Origin of the sequence: Micromonospora sp. NPDC048842 (assembly GCF_040649935.1) — a bacterium.
Classification (GTDB): Bacteria; Actinomycetota; Actinomycetes; order Mycobacteriales; family Micromonosporaceae; genus Micromonospora; species Micromonospora hortensis.
The window spans coordinates 123,978-139,332 of the sequence record NZ_JBEZGK010000014.1 but is presented as its reverse complement, the minus strand read 5'-3'; the positions used below and the strand labels follow the sequence as shown (position 1 = coordinate 139,332).

Here is a 15,355-nt window from a genome sequence, read left to right as displayed (position 1 = left end):
GTCATGACGAACCCCTCGACGTTGTACCGCGGCGGCGTGCTGCACTGCCCCGCCGACCCGAGCGCCACCGCGCTGCTGGTGTCCGGTGGGCGGATTGCCTGGTTGGGGACCGACGGTGACGCGCCGCCGGCCGACCGGGTGGTGGACCTGGGCGGGGCGTTGGTGACGCCGGCGTTCGTCGACGCGCACGTGCACGCCACCGACACCGGGTTGGCGTTGTCGGGGTTGGCGTTGTCCGGGGTGCGCTCGGCGGGGCAGCTGCTCGACGCGGTGGCGGGGTTCGCGGCGGGTCTGCCGGCGGACGCGGTGGTGCTGGGGCACGGCTGGGACGAGTCGGGTTGGTCGGATCCGACGTTGCCGGACGCCGCGGCGCTGGACCGGGCGGCCGGTGGTCGGCGGGTGTACCTGTCGCAGGCGTCGATCCACTCGGCGTTGGTGTCGTCGGCGTTGCTGGCGGCGTGCCCGCAGGCGGCGCAGGCGGCCGGGTACGACGCGTCGGGCTGGTTGCGGCGCGACGCGCACCACGTGGTGCGGGCGGCCGCGCAGGCCTCGGTGAGTCGGGCGCAGCGGGTCGCGGCGCAGCGGGTGGCCCTGGCCCACGCGGCGTCGTTGGGGATCGCGGCGGTGCACGAGTGTGGTGGCCCGGAGATCTCCGACGAGGAGGACTTCACCGGTCTGCTGGGCATCTCCGGCGCGGGTTTGCCGGAGGTGTACGGGTACTGGGGTGAGTTGGGTGGCGCGGCGCGGGCCCGGGAGTTGGGCGCTGTCGGCGCCGGCGGGGACCTGTTCGCCGACGGGGCGTTGGGCTCGCGCACGGCGCACGTGTCGCAGCCGTACGGCGACGGTGACGGCTGCGGGCACGGGTACCTGTCGGTCGAGCAGGTCCGCGATCACCTGCTGGACTGCGCGGCGTACGGCATGCAGGGCGGTTTCCACGCCATCGGTGACGCGGCGATCGGCACCGTCCTGGACGGGTTCGCGGCGGCGGCGCGGACGGTGGGGGTGGAGCGGCTGCGCGCGGCCCGACACCGCATCGAACACGCGGAGATCATGAGCAAGGCGTTGATCGCGCGGTTCGTGGAGTACGGGGTGGTGGCGAGCATGCAGCCGGCGTTCGACCGGTTGTGGGGTGGCGCGGGCCGGATGTACGAGACGCGGTTGGGGTTGGACCGGGCGTTGGAGTCGAACCCGATGGGTGCGATGCACTCGGTGGGGGTGGCGTTGGCGTTCGGGTCGGATTCGCCGGTGACGCCGCTGGACCCGTGGGGTTCGGTGCGGGCGGCGGTGGCGCACCACAACCCGGCGCAGCGGATGAGTGTGCGTTCGGCGTTCGCGGCGCACACCCGGGGTGGGTGGCGGGCGGTGCACCTGGACGTCGAGGGGGTCCTGGCGTTGGGTGCGCCGGCGACGTTCGCGGTGTGGTCGACGCCGGCGGGGGTGGAGCGGGGTCTGCCGGTGTTGCAGGCCGAGGACCCGGAGGCGCGGGGTCCGGAGGACCCGACGCCGTTGCCGGTGTGTCGGCGTCTGGTGCTGCGCGGTGAGGTCATCTACGAGGAAGGGTCATCATGACCGGGAAGCTTGATCTTGATCCGGTGCTGGTGGCACGGGCGCGGGAGTTGGCGCGTCGGGCCGGGCAGCCGGTGGTGGACCTGGCGCGCAGCCACACCACGGTGTCGGTGGAGCGGGCGGTCCTGCGGTTGGCCGGGGTGACCGGCGCCGACCCGGACGGCATTCCGTGGGTGAACCGGCTCGTCGACGCGGTCGCTGCGGACGTGGGGTTGGGTCACGGGGTGGCGGTGCCGGTGTTCGACGCCCTGGTCCGTGAGGGCAGCACCGACGTGACGTTGCTGGCGCAGAAGGCGGCGGCCGGGTCGGTGCGGTTCACCCAGCCCGCCGGGCGGGCGGCCACGGCGGCCCGCTCGGCGGCGCGTAAGGCTGTCGGCGCGGGTATTCGGCGCATCGACCGGCGGCGCGCCGAGCGGGACCGGCTGGTGAAGCGCCACGGCGACCCGGCGCAGCGGCCGTGGATCTACCTGATCGTCGCCACCGGCGACATCTATGAGGACATTCCGCAGGCGCAGGCGGCGGCGCGGGCCGGTGCGGACGTGATCGCGGTGATCCGCTCCACCGGGCAGTCGTTGCTGGACTACGTGCCCGAGGGCGCGACCCGGGAGGGTTTCGCCGGCACGTACGCCACCCAGGAGAACTTCCGGCTGATGCGCGCGGCGTTGGACGAGTCGTCGAAGGAGGTGGGCCGCTACGTGCGGTTGACCAACTACGCGTCCGGGCTGTGCATGCCGGAGATGGCGACCCTGGCCGGGTTGGAACGCCTCGACATGATGTTGAACGACTCGATGTACGGGATCCTGTTCCGCGACATCAACCCGGTGCGCACGTTCGTCGACCAGCGGTTCTCCCGGCAGGTGCACGCCCGCGCCGGGATCATCATCAACACCGGTGAGGACAACTACCTGACCACCGCCGACGCTGTCGACGAGGCGCACACGGTGACGGTGTCGCAGCTGCTCAACGAGTTCTTCGCCCACGAGGCGGGGTTGGCGGACTGGCAGTTGGGGTTGGGGCACGCGTTCGAGATCAACCCGGAGGTGCCGGAGTCGTTCCGGTTGGAGTTGGCGCACGCGTTACTGGCCCGGGAGTTGTTTCCCGACGCGCCGTTGAAGTGGATGCCGCCGACGAAGCACATGACCGGTGACGTGTTCCGGGGCAACCTGCTCGACGGGTTCTTCAACCTGGCCGGCGCGCTGACCGGTCAGGGCATCCTGCTGGTGGGGATGATGACCGAGGCGGTGGTGACGCCGTGGTTGTCCGACCGGGACATCGCCCTGCAGAACGTGCGTTACGTCCTCGGCGCGGCCGGTGGGTTGCACGAGGACTTCGTGCCGGCGCCGGGCGGGTTCATCCGCCGCCGCGCCAACCAGGTCCTCGGTGAGGCACTGGACCTGCTGGACCGCATCGGGGAGCAGACGCTGCTCACGGCGATCGCCGAGGGCACCTTCGGGATCATGAAGCGGCCCGCGGACCGCGGCAAGGGCCTGTCCGGGGTCGCCGCGCACGAGGCCGACTACTGCAACCCGGCCACCGACATCCTGGAGGCGGCGGCGTGAGCGGGGAGAAGCAGATCGTGCGCCCGTACGGGGACACCACCGGTGACGGCATGGTGCAGGTGTCGTTCACCCTGCCGGTGGCCCACGACAAGCGCGCCGAGGGCGCGGCGGTGCAGTTGGCCAACAAGATGGGTATCGACCCGGCGATGGTGGTGCACGCCAAGCCGATGGGCGACGGGTTCACGTTCTTCGTCGTCTACGGGCGGGTCAACCACCTGGTCGACCTGGGCGCCGTGCAGGTGGTGGAACGCGACTTCGCGTTGCTGTCGGCGAAGGACGTCAACACGGTGATCAAGCAGCGGTTGCGGCGCAAGCTGTCAGTGGTCGGGGCGTGCATCGGCACCGACGCGCACACGGTGGGCATCGACGCGATCCTCAACGTCAAGGGCATCGCGGGGGAGAAGGGCCTGGAGTACTACCGGGAGTTGAAGGTCACCAACATGGGCGCGCAGGTCAGCGTGCCGGAGTTGGTGGAGACCGCCCGGGCGGAGAAGGCCGACGCGGTGCTCGTGTCGCAGGTGGTCACCCAACGCGACGCGCACCTGCACAACACCCGGGAGATGTCCGCGGCGTTCCGGGAGGCGATGCCGGCGGGGCGGCGTCCGCTGCTGATCGTCGGTGGTCCCCGCTTCGACGAGACGATGACCGACGAGTTGGGCGTGGACCGGATCTTCGGTCGGGGCACCACGCCCGGCGAGGTGGCCAGCTACCTCGTGCACGCCCTGATCACGCAACGGAAGGCGATGGCATGACCGACGCACGGCTCGGGTTGACGGTGACGCACCGGCGGTATGTGCCGTACTCGCACGCCCACTACGCCGGCAACCTCGTCGACGGGGCGTACGCCCTCGGGTTGTTCGGCGACGTCGCCACCGAGGTGTGCATCCGCACCGACGGCGACGAGGGCCTGTTCGCCGGGTACGCCGACGTGCGCTTCCACGCGCCCATCCACGCCGGGGACGTCATCGAGGTCACCGCGCAGGTGTCGCGGGTGGGCACCCGCAGCCGCACCCTGGAGCTGAGCTGCGCGGTGGTGTGCCGGGGCCGACCGGAGCGCTCCGCGTCCGCCGCGGAGGTCCTCGACCCGCCGATCGTGGCGGTCACCGCGACCGGCACCGTGGTCGTCCCCGCCGGAAAGTCGTGACCCTGGCGGTCTGCGCCGACGTCGGCTCCACGTACACGAAGGTGGCGGTGGTGGACCTTGCCGCCGGTGTCCTGGCCGGCGCGGCGTCGGCGCCCACCACTGTGGGCACCGACGTGCTGCACGGCCTGGACGCCGCGGTCGCGGCGGCCACCGCCGGGCTCGGCGTGCGCGAGATGCCCTGGTACGTGTGCTCGTCGGCCGGTGGTGGTCTTCGGCTGGCCGTGATCGGCTACGAGCCGCTGGTCACCGCGCAGGCCGGCCGGCGGGTCGGGTTGTCCGCCGGCGCGCACGTGGTGCACGTCGCGGCCGGTCGGCTCGGTGCCGCCGACCTGACGGCGTTGCGGGCGGCCCGCCCGGACGTGGTGCTGCTCGTGGGCGGCACCGACGGCGGCGACGCCGACACGGTCACCCACAACGCCACCCGCCTGACGCGGGCCCGGTGGCGCCGGCCCGTGGTGTACGCGGGTAACGCCGACGTGCGCGAGCAGCTCACCGGGTTGCTGCGTGACGCCGGGGTGCCGGTCACCGACGCCGACAACGTCCTGCCGCGCATCGGGGTGCTCGCCCCCGCGTCGGCGCGGGCGGCGATCCGCGCGGTGTTCCTGCGCCACGTCATCGGTGGTAAACGACTGTCGCGGGGTGCCCGGTTCGCACGGTTGGTGCGGGCGGCCACCCCCGACGCGGTGCTCACCGGTGTGGAGGTGCTCGCCGACACCCTCGGCGGTGACCTGGCCGTGGTCGACGTGGGTGGGGCCACCACCGACGTGTACTCGGTGCTCACGCCCGACGAGCGGGCCACCGGGCCGGGCCGGGAGGTCGCCGGCAGTCTGTGGCGGGCCCGCACCGTGGAGGGCGATCTGGGCATGCGGTGGAGTGCCCCCGGGGTGGTGCGGGCCGCCGCGGAGGAGCGGCTGCTCGCCGACGGTGAGGCCGACGATCTGGGTGCCGCGGCGGCGCGCCGCGCGGCCGACCCGGCGTTGCTGGCCGTCGACGACGTCGAGCGGGCCGTGGACCGGCGCATCGCCACCCTCGCCGCGACGGTGGCGCTGCGCCGGCACGCCCGGGGCGCCGCCACCGGTGAGCGGGCCGGGCGGGACCTGCGCGACGTGCGGATGCTGGTGGGCTCCGGTGGGGTGCTGCGGCACTCGCCGGCGGACGTGTCCGGGCGGGTGCTGACGGCGGTCCTGGCCGACCACGCCGGCGGGTGGGCGCTGCCGCGCGCCGCCGCGGCGGTGGTCGACGCCGACTACGTGTTGGCCGCCGGAGGGCTGCTCGCCGAGGAACACCGGGGGGCCGCGCAGGCGCTGCTGCGTCAGCATCTGCGGACGCATTGAGACTCGCCGACCCGACACGCCGTGTCGCAACACACGACAGGCCGGCTGCGGGTTGACAACCGACGGGGGTCGGCACGTACCGTCTTTGAGTCCTACCACGGGAAGCGGCTGTTGTTCGCTTCGTCCCTTCGTCCGCTGGCCGAGCGACATTTTTGAGCGTCATCGTCGCGGCGGCCAGGTCCAGCGGGCGGGGGTCGGCGGGGCGGCGCGAACCGGCCGCGGTTACCGGTGTACGGGCAGGGTGAGGTGCACGGCCAGTAGACAACGGCCCGGCGGGGGCAGCCAGTCCACGTCCGGTCGGTCCGAAGGTCGTCGTGCCCCATCCTCGCCACACCGGCCGGGAAGGGCCTGGGAGCATCGGGGCGCGGCGCGAGCCGCGCCCCGATTTCATGTTCCCCGGGCGGTTCGTGCCCCGACGGCCCGACGCGGCCGGTGCACCCGCCAGCCAGGTAACCTTCGCCCCGTGATCGAGGTGAAGCGGTGACGACCCTGGACCGGGACGAGACCCACACGCCGGCGGCGCTGCCCCGGCCGGTCGTTCCCGGTCGGCCGCTGCCGCTGCGGGTCGCCGTGACCCTGGCCGTGGCCGCCGGGCTGGCCCTGCTGGTGGCGTTCCCCCCGTACGGGGTGTGGCCGCTCGCGCCCGTCGGGGTGGCGTTGCTGGCCGCCGCCGCGCACCGGCGGCGGTTGCGCGCCGGCGCCGGCCTGGGCTTCCTGACCGGTGTGGCGTTCTTCGCCCCGCTGCTGGCCTGGACGAACCTGCACACCGGCTACCTGCCGTGGGTGCTGCTGTCGCTGCTGCAGGCCGGCTACCTGGCGTTGCTGGGCGCGGCCACCGCCTGGGTGTCGCCGCTGGTCGACCGCGCCCGCTGGGCGTGGCCGGCGCTGACCGGGCTGCTCTGGGTCGGGCAGGAGGCGCTGCGCGACCGCACCCCGTTCGGCGGGTTCCCGTGGGGGCGGTTGGCGTTCAGCCAGGACGGCTCACCGTTGCTGCGCCTGGCCGCGCTGGGCGGCGCCCCGTTGGTCACCTTCGTCGTGGCCCTCATCGGTGGGTTGCTGGTCACCGCCGTCTGGCGGGGCTGGGTCACCGCCCAACGCCGCGTAGCTGAGCCCACCACCGCCCCGAGCGACGCCGCGCCGGGCGCTGAGGGCCCGCTGGACGGCCCGGCACGCCCCGGGGGTGCGGCGGCGCGGCGGTGGACGCCAGTGGTCGTACCGGCCGTCGTGGCCGTCGCGCTGACCGTCGGGGGTCTGCTGGTGCCGGTCGCCACCGCCGGGTCCGGCGACACCGTCACCGTGGCGATCGTGCAGGGCAACGTGCCTCGGCTGGGCCTGGACTTCAACGCCCAGCGGCAGGCGGTGCTCAACAACCACGTCGACGCCACCATCGAACTGGCCGGGCAGGTCGCCGCCGGGCAACAGCGGCGACCCGACCTGGTGGTGTGGCCGGAGAACTCCAGCGACATCGACCCGCTGCGCAACCCCACCGCCGGTGCGCGCATCTCCCAGGCCGCCGACACCATCGGCGCGCCGATCCTGGTCGGCGCGGTGCTGCTGGGCCCCGACGCCGGGCAGGTCCGCAACGCGGGCATCCTGTGGCGCCCCGGCACCGGTCCGGACCTCGGGCAGTTGTACACGAAACGCCACCCGGTGCCGTTCGCCGAGTACGTGCCGCTGCGCGACGTGGCCCGCATGGTCAGCAAGAAGGTCGACCTGGTCCGCAGCGACTTCGTGCCCGGAAGCACCCCGGGCGTGGTACGCGCCGGCCCCGTCGTGCTCGGTGACGTGATCTGCTTCGAGGTCGCCTACGACGAGGTGGTCCGCGACACCGTCACCGGCGGGGCGCAACTACTGGTGGTGCAGACCAACAACGCCACCTTCGACGTGGCGGAGGCCCGCCAGCAGATGGCCATGGTGCGGTTGCGGGCGGTCGAGCACGGACGGCCGGCGTTGATGGCCTCCACGGTCGGGGTGTCCGGGTTCGTCGCACCCGACGGGCGGGTAAGCGATGCCACCGGGTTCAACACCCGGGAGGTCGTGGTGCGGCAGTTGCGGCTCGACGACGGACGCACCCTCGCCACCCGCCTCGGCTGGTGGCCCGAGGTGGCGTTCGCCGCGCTGGCCGCGGCGGCCCTGGTCGGCGCGGCGATGCTGCGCCGGCGGCAGCGGGTCAGGCCCGGATAGCAACAGCCGGTACGCCGGCGGGAGCGGAGGAACCGTGATCCAGGCGACCGATACGATCCGACGCGCGGACGAGGTGCCCGGGGTGGGCCGGGTTCTGGTGGTGATACCCACCTACAACGAGGCCGACAACATCGCCGTGATCGTGGGCCGGGTCCGGCGGGCCGCCCCGGCGGTGCGGATCCTCATCGCCGACGACAACAGCCCCGACGGCACCGGCGCGATCGCCGACGCCCTCGCCGACGGCGACGCGCACGTGCAGGTGCTGCACCGCCAGGGCAAGCAGGGCCTCGGTGCGGCGTACCTGGCCGGGTTCGGGTGGGCGCGCGAGCGTGGCTACCAGGCGGTCGTGGAGATGGACGCGGACGGCTCGCACGCCCCGGAGGACCTGCCGGCGTTGCTGGACGCCGCTCGCGACGCCGACGTGGTGATCGGCTCCCGGTGGACCAGTGGCGCGCGGGTGCTCAACTGGCCGCTGCGGCGGTTGTTGCTGTCGCGTGGCGGCAACCTGTACGCGCGTCTGGCGCTGGGCATGCCCGTCTCGGACGCCACCGGCGGTTACCGGGTGTACCGGATCAGCGCGTTGGACGCCATCGACCTGGAGTCGGTGACCTCGCAGGGCTACTCGTTCCAGGTGGAGCTGTCGCGGCTGGCGCACCGGGCCGGGGTGCGGATCGTCGAGGTGCCGATCACCTTCGCCGAGCGGGAACGCGGCGACAGCAAGATGAGTCCGAAGATCGTGGCCGAGGCGCTGTGGCGGATCACCGCCTGGGGGGTGCGCGACCGGCGTCAGGCGGTGCGCCGGGGCCTGCACGGCACCGCCACCGGCCAGGCACGGTGGCCGTGAGCGCGGCCGTGTCATGCTGGATGAGCGGGACACGTCCGTGGTGTCCGCAGGAATGGCGATGAGGTGAGATGCGCCGAGGACTGAGGTTCGTACCGTTGGCCCTGTTGCTGGCGGTGGTGCTGGAGCTGGCGGTGTTCGTCGGTGTGGGACGGGCGCTGGGGTTCGGCGCGGCGGTGCTGCTGGTGTTCGCCGCGTCCCTGCTGGGGTTGGTGCTGCTGCGCCGCGAGGGGATGCGCGCCTGGCGTGGGTTCCGCGCCGCTGCGGCGGCCGGGCAACCCCCGGGTGGGCAGGTGACCGACGGGCTCGTGGGGTTGGCCGGAGCGCTGTTGCTGGCGGTTCCCGGCCTGGTCAGCGGGCTGGTCGGGTTGCTGCTGCTGGTGCCGCCGGTGCGTCGACTGGCCCGCGCCGGAGTGCGCCGCGCCACCGAGCGGCGGGTGTCGTCGATGGTCGCCGGTGACCTGTTCGGGCCCCGCACGGTGCGGGTGCGCCAAGGTGCGCCGCAACCCACCCCGCAACCGACTCCACAGCCGGAACAGCCGGTGGTGGTCGACGGCGGTCGGGCCATCGAGGGCGAGATCGTCGAACCCGGCCGGCACTGAGACCAGGCCAGCTACACCGCTGAAGACAGACACGACGGCGCCCCCGGGGAGAACCCCGGGGGCGCCGTCATCGTGCGTCGTGCGGCTCAGACGCGGCCGCGGCGGGTCCGAACCTCCTGTAGGCGCTCCTCCAGGATGTCCTCCAGCTCGGCGATGGAACGCCGCTCCAGAAGCATGTCCCAGTGGGTACGCGGCGGCTTGGCCTTCTTCTGCTCCGGCTCGCTGCCGTCGACGAGTCGGGCGACGCTGCCGTCGAACTTGCATTCCCAGGTCGTCGGGACCTCGGCGTCGACGGCGAACGGCACCTCGAACTGGTGGCCCTTGGCGCAGAGGTACTCGCGGGTCTGACGCGGCGCGAGCTCCGTGTTGCGGTCGGATTCATAGCTCACCGCGCCAAGGCGGCTTCCGCGCAGCATACGCTCGCCCATGATCGACTTCCCCTCGTTCGTGGTGCTGGTCTTCTGGGTGTAACGGTGCGTCCCCGTCGAGCCATTCCCGCCCGAGGGCGTGAGGCATCCACGGGTGGGCCGGGACCAAGGGTAGCCGGCCGGGACAGTCACCCGGTGAGGTGATCCCCAGGCGGGTCGGGACAACGGTGTGTGTCCGCCGCCACCGGGGTGGTTAACCGCCCGAGCCTACCTAAGGTTGCGCCACGATCATCAGGTGGCCTCGCTGGGAGTGGCGGCGCCGAGGCGGGCCAGCGCCAACGCCAGGTCACTGACCTGGTCGCCGAGCTGCGCCACCCGCCGCTGGGCGAGGTCCCGGTCGGTCTCGGCGGCGTCGAGTCGTACCGTCAGGGCGGTGCGGTGACCCTCGGCGGTCGCCGCGGCCTGCCGGGCCACTGTCAGCTCGGCGGTGAGCGTGTCGCGCTGGGCGGCCAGGGCCTCCACCTCCGCGCGCAGCCGCGCGGCCAGCTCCGCGGCCTCCTGCCGGGCGCCGTCGGCCTGCCGGGCGGCGACCTCGGCGCGGTCGCGGGCCCGGTCGGCCTGCTCGCGCGCCCGGGCGGCGTCGGCGGCCTCGGCGCGGGTCCGCGCCGCGTCGGCGCGGGACTGCTCGATCTGTCGCCGGACGTCCTGCACCTCGCCCTGCCACCGCCCGGCCCGCTCGGTCGCCTCGGCGGCGGCCCGGCTGGCCCGTTCGGCCTCGGCGCGCAGCGCGTCGCGTTCCACGCTCAGGTCGGCCACCCGCTGCCGTTCGGCGTCGCGCTCCGTGCGCAGGTCCCGCGCCTCGACGCGGGCCTGGTCGCGGTCACGCTCGGCCTGGGCGCGCAGCGCCTCGGCGGCGCTGGCATCGTGGCGTGCCTGGTCGCGGGCGGCCTCGGCGTGCTGTGCCCGCTCGTCTGCGGTGGTGGCCTGCCGCTGCGCCAGCTCGGCGCGCTGGCGGGCGTCGTCGGCCTCGGCGCGGGCCTCGCGGGCCTGCTCGCGGGCGCGCGCCGCGTCGGCCGCCGCGATCTCGGCGTCGTCGCGGGCCTCGTCGCGTTCGGTCTGCGCCGCGGCGATCTCGGTGGTGGCCTCCGCGCGGACCTGCGCGAGCTGCCGCTGCACACCCACCGGGGACAACTCGGCGTGCAGCGACTCGGTCAACGTCTCGACGATCTGGTCGAGTCGGTCCACCGCCTCCCAGGTGCGGGCGACCTGCCCGGGCAGACCGGGGGCGTTGCGGTGGCGCATCCGGCTGTTGCGGGAGGCGCGCTGACAGGCGCCGTCGTTGTCGCGGCAGTAGCGAAACGGTCGGCCCGCGCCGACTCGCTGCGGCACCGGCGCTCCACAGTGGGCACACGGGCGGGTCTCGGTGGTGCTGGGCTGGGCGTCCATCGAGGGCGAAGTCTAGTGCCGGACGATCAGCTCGCCGCCCGGGCCGTCGCGTCCAGGGTGTAGCGGCGTTGCAGCAGCAGCGCCACGAGCATCGCCACCGCCGGCAGCAACCCGAAGCCGTAACGGACCGCTGCGAGCGCGGCGTCCGGCTGCACCGGCGACTCACCGGCGCCCGACGCCACGAAACCGCCCACTGTCAGGCACAGCGCGTACGCGTACGGGCCCAGGGCCGCGCCGGTGGCCTCGGTGGCCGTCCACACCCCGGTGTAGGTGCCGGCCCCGGTGCTGCCGGCGTTGCTGGCGGCGCGGATCACGTCGGGCAGCATCGAGAACGGCAGCAGTTGCATGCCGGCGAACGCGACCCCGAGCACCGCCACCGCGGCGACCAGCACCGGCAGGCCGGCCGGTCGGCCCACCGCCAGCACCAGGGAACCGATCGCGAACGCGCCCTGCGCACCGAGCAGCGCCCGCTGCTTGCCGACGCGTCGGGCCACCACCAGCCAGGCCGGGGTGACCAGCAGCGCCGGCGCCACGAACGCGGCCACCAGCACCGTGGTCAGACCGGGCGCGCGCAACTCGTACTCGGCGTAGTAGGGCACCCCGGCGAGCACCAGGTGGGTGGTGGTGGACATCGCCAGGTACGCGGCGACCAGCCACCGGAACTGCGGATCGCGCAGCGCCGTGCGCAATGCCCGCCACCCACCGTGCCCGGACGCGGCGCTGGCCGGCGCGGACCCGCGCAGCCGGGCGATGCCGGCGACACCGACCAGCATGGCCACCAGCATTCCCACTGCCAGGACCACGCCCATCCGCTGGTAGCCGTCCCGCGTCGCGGCGTCGCCGCCGGTGAGCAGCGGGGCCAGCAGGCCGGAGACCAGGATGCCCAGGGTGAGCACCACCATCCGGAACGCCATCAGCCGGGTGCGTTCGTGGTAGCCGATGCGCAGGTCGGCCGGGGTGGACAGGTAGGGGACCTGGTAGGCGGCGAAGAGCAGGTTGCCGGCTATGAAGAACACCGCCACCCACGCCGCCGCCGGCGCGCCGGTCAGGCCGCCGGGCACCGCGAAGAGCGCGGCGAACGCGACAGGCAGGGCGCAGCCGAGCAGCAGCAGGCGACGACGGTCGCCGCGTCGGGTCTGCTCGACGTCGGCCCGGTGCCCCACCCAGGGGTGCAGCAGCACGTCGGCGATCTTCGGCAGCAGCAGCGCCAGGCCGGCCAGCCACGGCCCGACGGCCAGCACGTCGGTGAGGAAGTAGAGCAGCAGCAGGCCGGGCACTGTCACCCAGACACCCATGCCGAGCGAGCCGGCCGCGAAGCCCGCCAGGGGCCCGCGCGGCAGCGTCGCGTCGGTGGCGGCCGCGGGCCGCCGGTCCAGCCCGGTCATCGCCGCATCCTCTCCGCAATCCAACGGTTGCTGGATTCTAGGGGCAGAATGGCGGCCATGACCATGCCCCGCCGCCGCCCGGGTCGGCCCCGCCGCGACGAGAGCCGGCCGACCCGCGAGGTGGTGCTCACCGCGGCGACCGCGCTCTTCGCCGAGCGGGGCTTCGACGCCGTCGGGCTGCGCGAGGTCGCCGCCGCCGCTGGCGTCGACGTCGCCACCGTCGCGCACCACACGGGTACGAAGGCGGCGCTCTACGACGCGTGCTTCGCCCGGGTGTTCGCCGCCGAGCGGGACGTGCTGACCGACGCCGCCGAGCAGGCCCGTGTCGCTCTCGACGCCGGTCCGGACGCGGCACGACGGGCCCTGCACGAGCTGGTCGACGTCTTCGTCGACTTCCTTGAGGACCGCCCCGAGACCACAGCGCTGTGGCTGCGCCGCTGGTTGGAACCGCAGCGGCACGCCGAGCTCGACCAGCGCTACGCCGATCCGTTGTACCGGCTGGTCGCGGAGCTGCTCACCGCCGCCGCGGCGACCGGCGCGCTGGCCGAGCCGACCCCGCACATCACCGTGCGGAGTCTGGTGTGGGCGACGCACGGGCACGTGGTGGCGCTGGCCGCGGGCGCGCCCGGCGCTCGGGAACGGCGCGAGTTCCGGGCGTTCGTGCATCGCCTGCTCGACGGCCTGTACGGATCGCCGACCCCTTGACGGGCCGCCGCCACGCGACGATTATCCATCGGACGTTGGATTAATGGGGGCGGCAATGGGCGTACCACAGCGGGTGGCGGTGATCGGGGCCGGCGCCGCCGGCCTCGCCGCGGTCAAGGCACTACGCGACGCCGACGTGCCAACTGTGGGCTTCGAGGCCGCCGAGCAGGTCGGTGGCCTCTGGGTGTACGGGGCACCCGACTCGCCCGCGTACCGCACGCTGCACCTCAACACCAGCCGTGGTCGCACCCAGTTCGCCGACCACCCGATGCCGACCGACTGGCCCGACTACCCCGACCACCGTCGTGTCGCCGGTTACCTCGCCGACTACGCCACACGCTTCGGGCTGGCCGACACCATCCGGCTGCGCCACACCGTCGAGCGGGTCACCCAGCACCCCGACGGCACCTGGACGGTGACCGCCAGCGGCCCGACCGGCCCGGTCGAGGTCACCGTCGACGCCGTGGTCGTCGCCAACGGGCACAACCGGGTGCCCCGGCGGCCCGACCCCGGCTACCCCGGCACCTGCACCGCCGAGCAGATCCACAGTCACGACTACCGGGGCCCGGAGCAGTTGGCCGGCAGGCGGGTCCTGGTCGTCGGCGGCGGCAACTCCGCGATGGACATCGCCGTCGACGCGTCGTACGCCGCCACCCGCACCCTGCTGTCGCTGCGCCGGGGTGTCTGGGTGGTGCCGAAGTACCTGCTGGGGCGCCCCTCGGACACCCTCAACGGAGCGTTGGCCCGCCGGCTGCCGTGGCGTCTGCGCCAACGCATCAGCCAGACGATGCTGAGCACCACCGTCGGCAACCCCGCCCGCTACGGGCTGCCCGCACCGACGCACGGCTTCCTCCAGGACCACCCGACGCTCTCCGACGGGTTGCTGTCGCGGCTGACCCACGGTGACGTCGAGGCCCGACCCGGCGTCGCCGCCCTCGACGGCGACCGGGTGGAGTTCACCGACGGCCGCAGCGACAGCGTCGACCTGATCATCTGGTGCACCGGTTACCGGGTGGACGTCCCGTTCCTCGACCCGGCGCTGCTCGCCGGAGGCGCCGACACCCTGCCGTTGTACCGGCACGTGTTCCACCCCGACGCCCCCGGGCTGAGCTTCGTCGGGTTGATGCAGTCCACCGGTTCCGCGTTCCCCCTGGTCGAGGCGCAGGCCAAGCTGATCGCGGCGCACGTCGCCGGCCGGTACGCGCTGCCGGACCCGGAGCGACAGCGCGCCGCGTGCCGGGCCGAACTGCGGGCCGCTACCGCCCGCTGGGGTCAGCGCCGCCCGGCGATGCGGGTGGACTTCGACGTCTACCTGGCCGAGCTGGCCAGGGAGTTGACCGCCGGGACCCGCCGCGCCCGCTCCGGCGCGACGCCCCCGGTGGGGGCACCCCGGTGAGGGACCGAACACTTGCCGGTCGGCGGGTGCTGGTCACCGGGGCGAGCGGGACCTTCGGCCGCCACCTCGGCGCCGCCCTGAGCGCGGCCGGCGCCCGGGTGGTGGGGCTCGACCTGCACGCCCGTCCCGACGACGACGTTCCGGTGCTGGGCTGCGACCTGACCGACCCGGACGCCGTGCCGGCGGCGGTGCGGGCCGCCGTCGACCGACTCGGCGGGCTCGACCTGCTGATCAACAACGCCGGGGTCGGTGGTCCCGCTCCGGCCGAGTTGCCGCCCGACGAGGTGGTCCGCCGGCAACTGGAGGTCAACCTGCTCGCCGCCTGGCGCACCACCGCCGCCGCGCTGCCCCCGCTGGTCACCGCACGCGGACGGGTGATCTTCGTATCCAGTCGGATGGCGGTGCTGCCGCTGCCGCTCGCCGCCGCGTACGGGGTGAGCAAGCGGGCCCTGGTCGCCTACGCCGACGCGCTGCGCCACGAGGTGGGCACCCACGTCGGTGTCAGTGTCGTCTACCCGAGCATGGTCGCCTCACCGATCCACGACAGCACCGCCGAGGCCGGGCTGTCCCTGCGAGGGGTGTCGCGCCCCGAGCCCGTCGAAGGGGTGGTCGCGGCGATCCTGCGGACCGCCACCGCCCGACGGGCGCCCCGGGACGTGGCCACCACCGCACGCGGCAGGTTGGAGATGGCCGTCGGCCGGCACGCGCCCGCGCTGGCCGACCGGCTGGTGCGCCGTACCCTCGCCGCCCGGCTCGCCGCCGGTGACCTGGACGCCGCGCCGCTGGCCGCCGGGATGCTCGGCCGCCATCGGGGGCACTGAGCAC

The 15,355-nt window shown here is 74.1% G+C and carries 14 protein-coding genes; 11 read left to right on the top strand and 3 right to left on the bottom strand.

The genetic code is table 11. The features are described from left to right. Positions 1 to 3 precede the first annotated feature (3 nt). The 8 genes from AB0C19_RS20980 to AB0C19_RS20945 all read left to right on the top strand — a co-directional run bounded on the left by AB0C19_RS20980 (position 4) and on the right by AB0C19_RS20945 (position 9,230). Positions 4 to 1,569, top strand: coding sequence for an amidohydrolase (locus AB0C19_RS20980; protein WP_357187788.1), 1,566 nt, complete (start codon positions 4 to 6; stop codon positions 1,567 to 1,569). Further along, positions 1,566 to 3,125: a lysine 5,6-aminomutase subunit alpha gene (locus AB0C19_RS20975; RefSeq protein ID WP_357187786.1), complete on the top strand. Its 1,560-nt coding sequence runs from the start codon at positions 1,566 to 1,568 to the stop codon at positions 3,123 to 3,125. Before AB0C19_RS20980 ends, AB0C19_RS20975 begins: the two co-directional genes overlap by 4 nt. Further along, positions 3,122 to 3,877, top strand: a complete 756-nt coding sequence (locus AB0C19_RS20970; protein ID WP_112587992.1) for an OAM dimerization domain-containing protein — start codon at positions 3,122 to 3,124, stop codon at positions 3,875 to 3,877. The genes AB0C19_RS20975 and AB0C19_RS20970 overlap by 4 nt, the downstream gene beginning before the upstream one ends. After that, the gene (locus AB0C19_RS20965) at positions 3,874 to 4,269 is read left to right on the top strand and encodes a hotdog domain-containing protein (protein ID WP_357187783.1); all 396 of its coding nucleotides are present in this window, start codon (positions 3,874 to 3,876) and stop codon (positions 4,267 to 4,269) included. The genes AB0C19_RS20970 and AB0C19_RS20965 overlap by 4 nt, the downstream gene beginning before the upstream one ends. Next, a complete protein-coding gene (locus AB0C19_RS20960) occupies positions 4,266 to 5,603 on the top strand; it encodes a glutamate mutase L (protein ID WP_357187781.1) in 1,338 nt (445 codons plus the stop codon). Before AB0C19_RS20965 ends, AB0C19_RS20960 begins: the two co-directional genes overlap by 4 nt. A gap of 522 nt (positions 5,604 to 6,125) precedes the next feature. Continuing rightward, positions 6,126 to 7,787 (top strand): apolipoprotein N-acyltransferase, encoded by a 1,662-nt coding sequence (lnt, locus tag AB0C19_RS20955; protein ID WP_357187860.1) that lies wholly within the window; start codon positions 6,126 to 6,128, stop codon positions 7,785 to 7,787. A gap of 34 nt (positions 7,788 to 7,821) precedes the next feature. Continuing rightward, entirely contained in the window at positions 7,822 to 8,631 is an 810-nt protein-coding gene (locus AB0C19_RS20950; protein WP_357187778.1) for a polyprenol monophosphomannose synthase, read from the top strand. Positions 8,632 to 8,699: 68 nt separating this feature from the next. Next, on the top strand, positions 8,700 to 9,230 hold the full coding sequence (locus tag AB0C19_RS20945) for an FxsA family protein (protein ID WP_238681388.1): 531 nt from the start codon (positions 8,700 to 8,702) through the stop codon (positions 9,228 to 9,230). An 86-nt stretch (positions 9,231 to 9,316) separates the two neighbouring features. On the opposite strand, the gene AB0C19_RS20940 is transcribed toward AB0C19_RS20945, so the two are convergent. The 3 genes from AB0C19_RS20940 to AB0C19_RS20930 all read right to left on the bottom strand — a co-directional run bounded on the left by AB0C19_RS20940 (position 9,317) and on the right by AB0C19_RS20930 (position 12,429). Next, positions 9,317 to 9,658: an RNA polymerase-binding protein RbpA gene (locus AB0C19_RS20940; protein ID WP_357187776.1), complete on the bottom strand. Its 342-nt coding sequence runs from the start codon at positions 9,656 to 9,658 to the stop codon at positions 9,317 to 9,319. Between the two features lie 231 nt (positions 9,659 to 9,889). Then, on the bottom strand, positions 9,890 to 11,044 hold the full coding sequence (locus tag AB0C19_RS20935; protein WP_357187774.1) for a hypothetical protein: 1,155 nt from the start codon (positions 11,042 to 11,044) through the stop codon (positions 9,890 to 9,892). A gap of 26 nt (positions 11,045 to 11,070) precedes the next feature. After that, the gene (locus AB0C19_RS20930) at positions 11,071 to 12,429 is read right to left on the bottom strand and encodes an MFS transporter (protein WP_357187772.1); all 1,359 of its coding nucleotides are present in this window, start codon (positions 12,427 to 12,429) and stop codon (positions 11,071 to 11,073) included. 57 nt (positions 12,430 to 12,486) lie between these two features. Here AB0C19_RS20930 and AB0C19_RS20925 point away from each other — a divergent pair, with 57 nt between their 5' ends. Genes AB0C19_RS20925 through AB0C19_RS20915 form a run of 3 tightly spaced genes read left to right on the top strand, consistent with a single transcriptional unit; the run spans position 12,487 to position 15,351 of the window. Continuing rightward, complete coding sequence (locus tag AB0C19_RS20925) at positions 12,487 to 13,134, top strand: TetR/AcrR family transcriptional regulator (RefSeq protein WP_357187770.1); 648 nt, start codon at positions 12,487 to 12,489, stop codon at positions 13,132 to 13,134. Between the two features lie 55 nt (positions 13,135 to 13,189). Beyond that, entirely contained in the window at positions 13,190 to 14,530 is a 1,341-nt protein-coding gene (locus tag AB0C19_RS20920) for an NAD(P)-binding domain-containing protein (protein ID WP_357187768.1), read from the top strand. After that, entirely contained in the window at positions 14,527 to 15,351 is an 825-nt protein-coding gene (locus tag AB0C19_RS20915; RefSeq protein WP_357187766.1) for an SDR family NAD(P)-dependent oxidoreductase, read from the top strand. Before AB0C19_RS20920 ends, AB0C19_RS20915 begins: the two co-directional genes overlap by 4 nt. Positions 15,352 to 15,355: the final 4 nt, after the last annotated feature.

What these genes read in the sequence shown, in the direction of transcription:
- AB0C19_RS20935 (WP_357187774.1), bottom strand. Translation starts at nt 11,044, where the DNA reads ATGGACGCCCAGCCCAGCACCACCGAGACCCGCCCGTGTGCCCACTGT.
- AB0C19_RS20925 (WP_357187770.1), top strand. Translation starts at nt 12,487, where the DNA reads ATGACCATGCCCCGCCGCCGCCCGGGTCGGCCCCGCCGCGACGAGAGC.
- AB0C19_RS20940 (WP_357187776.1), bottom strand. Translation starts at nt 9,658, where the DNA reads ATGGGCGAGCGTATGCTGCGCGGAAGCCGCCTTGGCGCGGTGAGCTAT.
- AB0C19_RS20965 (WP_357187783.1), top strand. Translation starts at nt 3,874, where the DNA reads ATGACCGACGCACGGCTCGGGTTGACGGTGACGCACCGGCGGTATGTG.
- AB0C19_RS20945 (WP_238681388.1), top strand. Translation starts at nt 8,700, where the DNA reads ATGCGCCGAGGACTGAGGTTCGTACCGTTGGCCCTGTTGCTGGCGGTG.
- AB0C19_RS20980 (WP_357187788.1), top strand. Translation starts at nt 4, where the DNA reads ATGACGAACCCCTCGACGTTGTACCGCGGCGGCGTGCTGCACTGCCCC.
- AB0C19_RS20920 (WP_357187768.1), top strand. Translation starts at nt 13,190, where the DNA reads ATGGGCGTACCACAGCGGGTGGCGGTGATCGGGGCCGGCGCCGCCGGC.
- AB0C19_RS20975 (WP_357187786.1), top strand. Translation starts at nt 1,566, where the DNA reads ATGACCGGGAAGCTTGATCTTGATCCGGTGCTGGTGGCACGGGCGCGG.
- AB0C19_RS20930 (WP_357187772.1), bottom strand. Translation starts at nt 12,429, where the DNA reads ATGACCGGGCTGGACCGGCGGCCCGCGGCCGCCACCGACGCGACGCTG.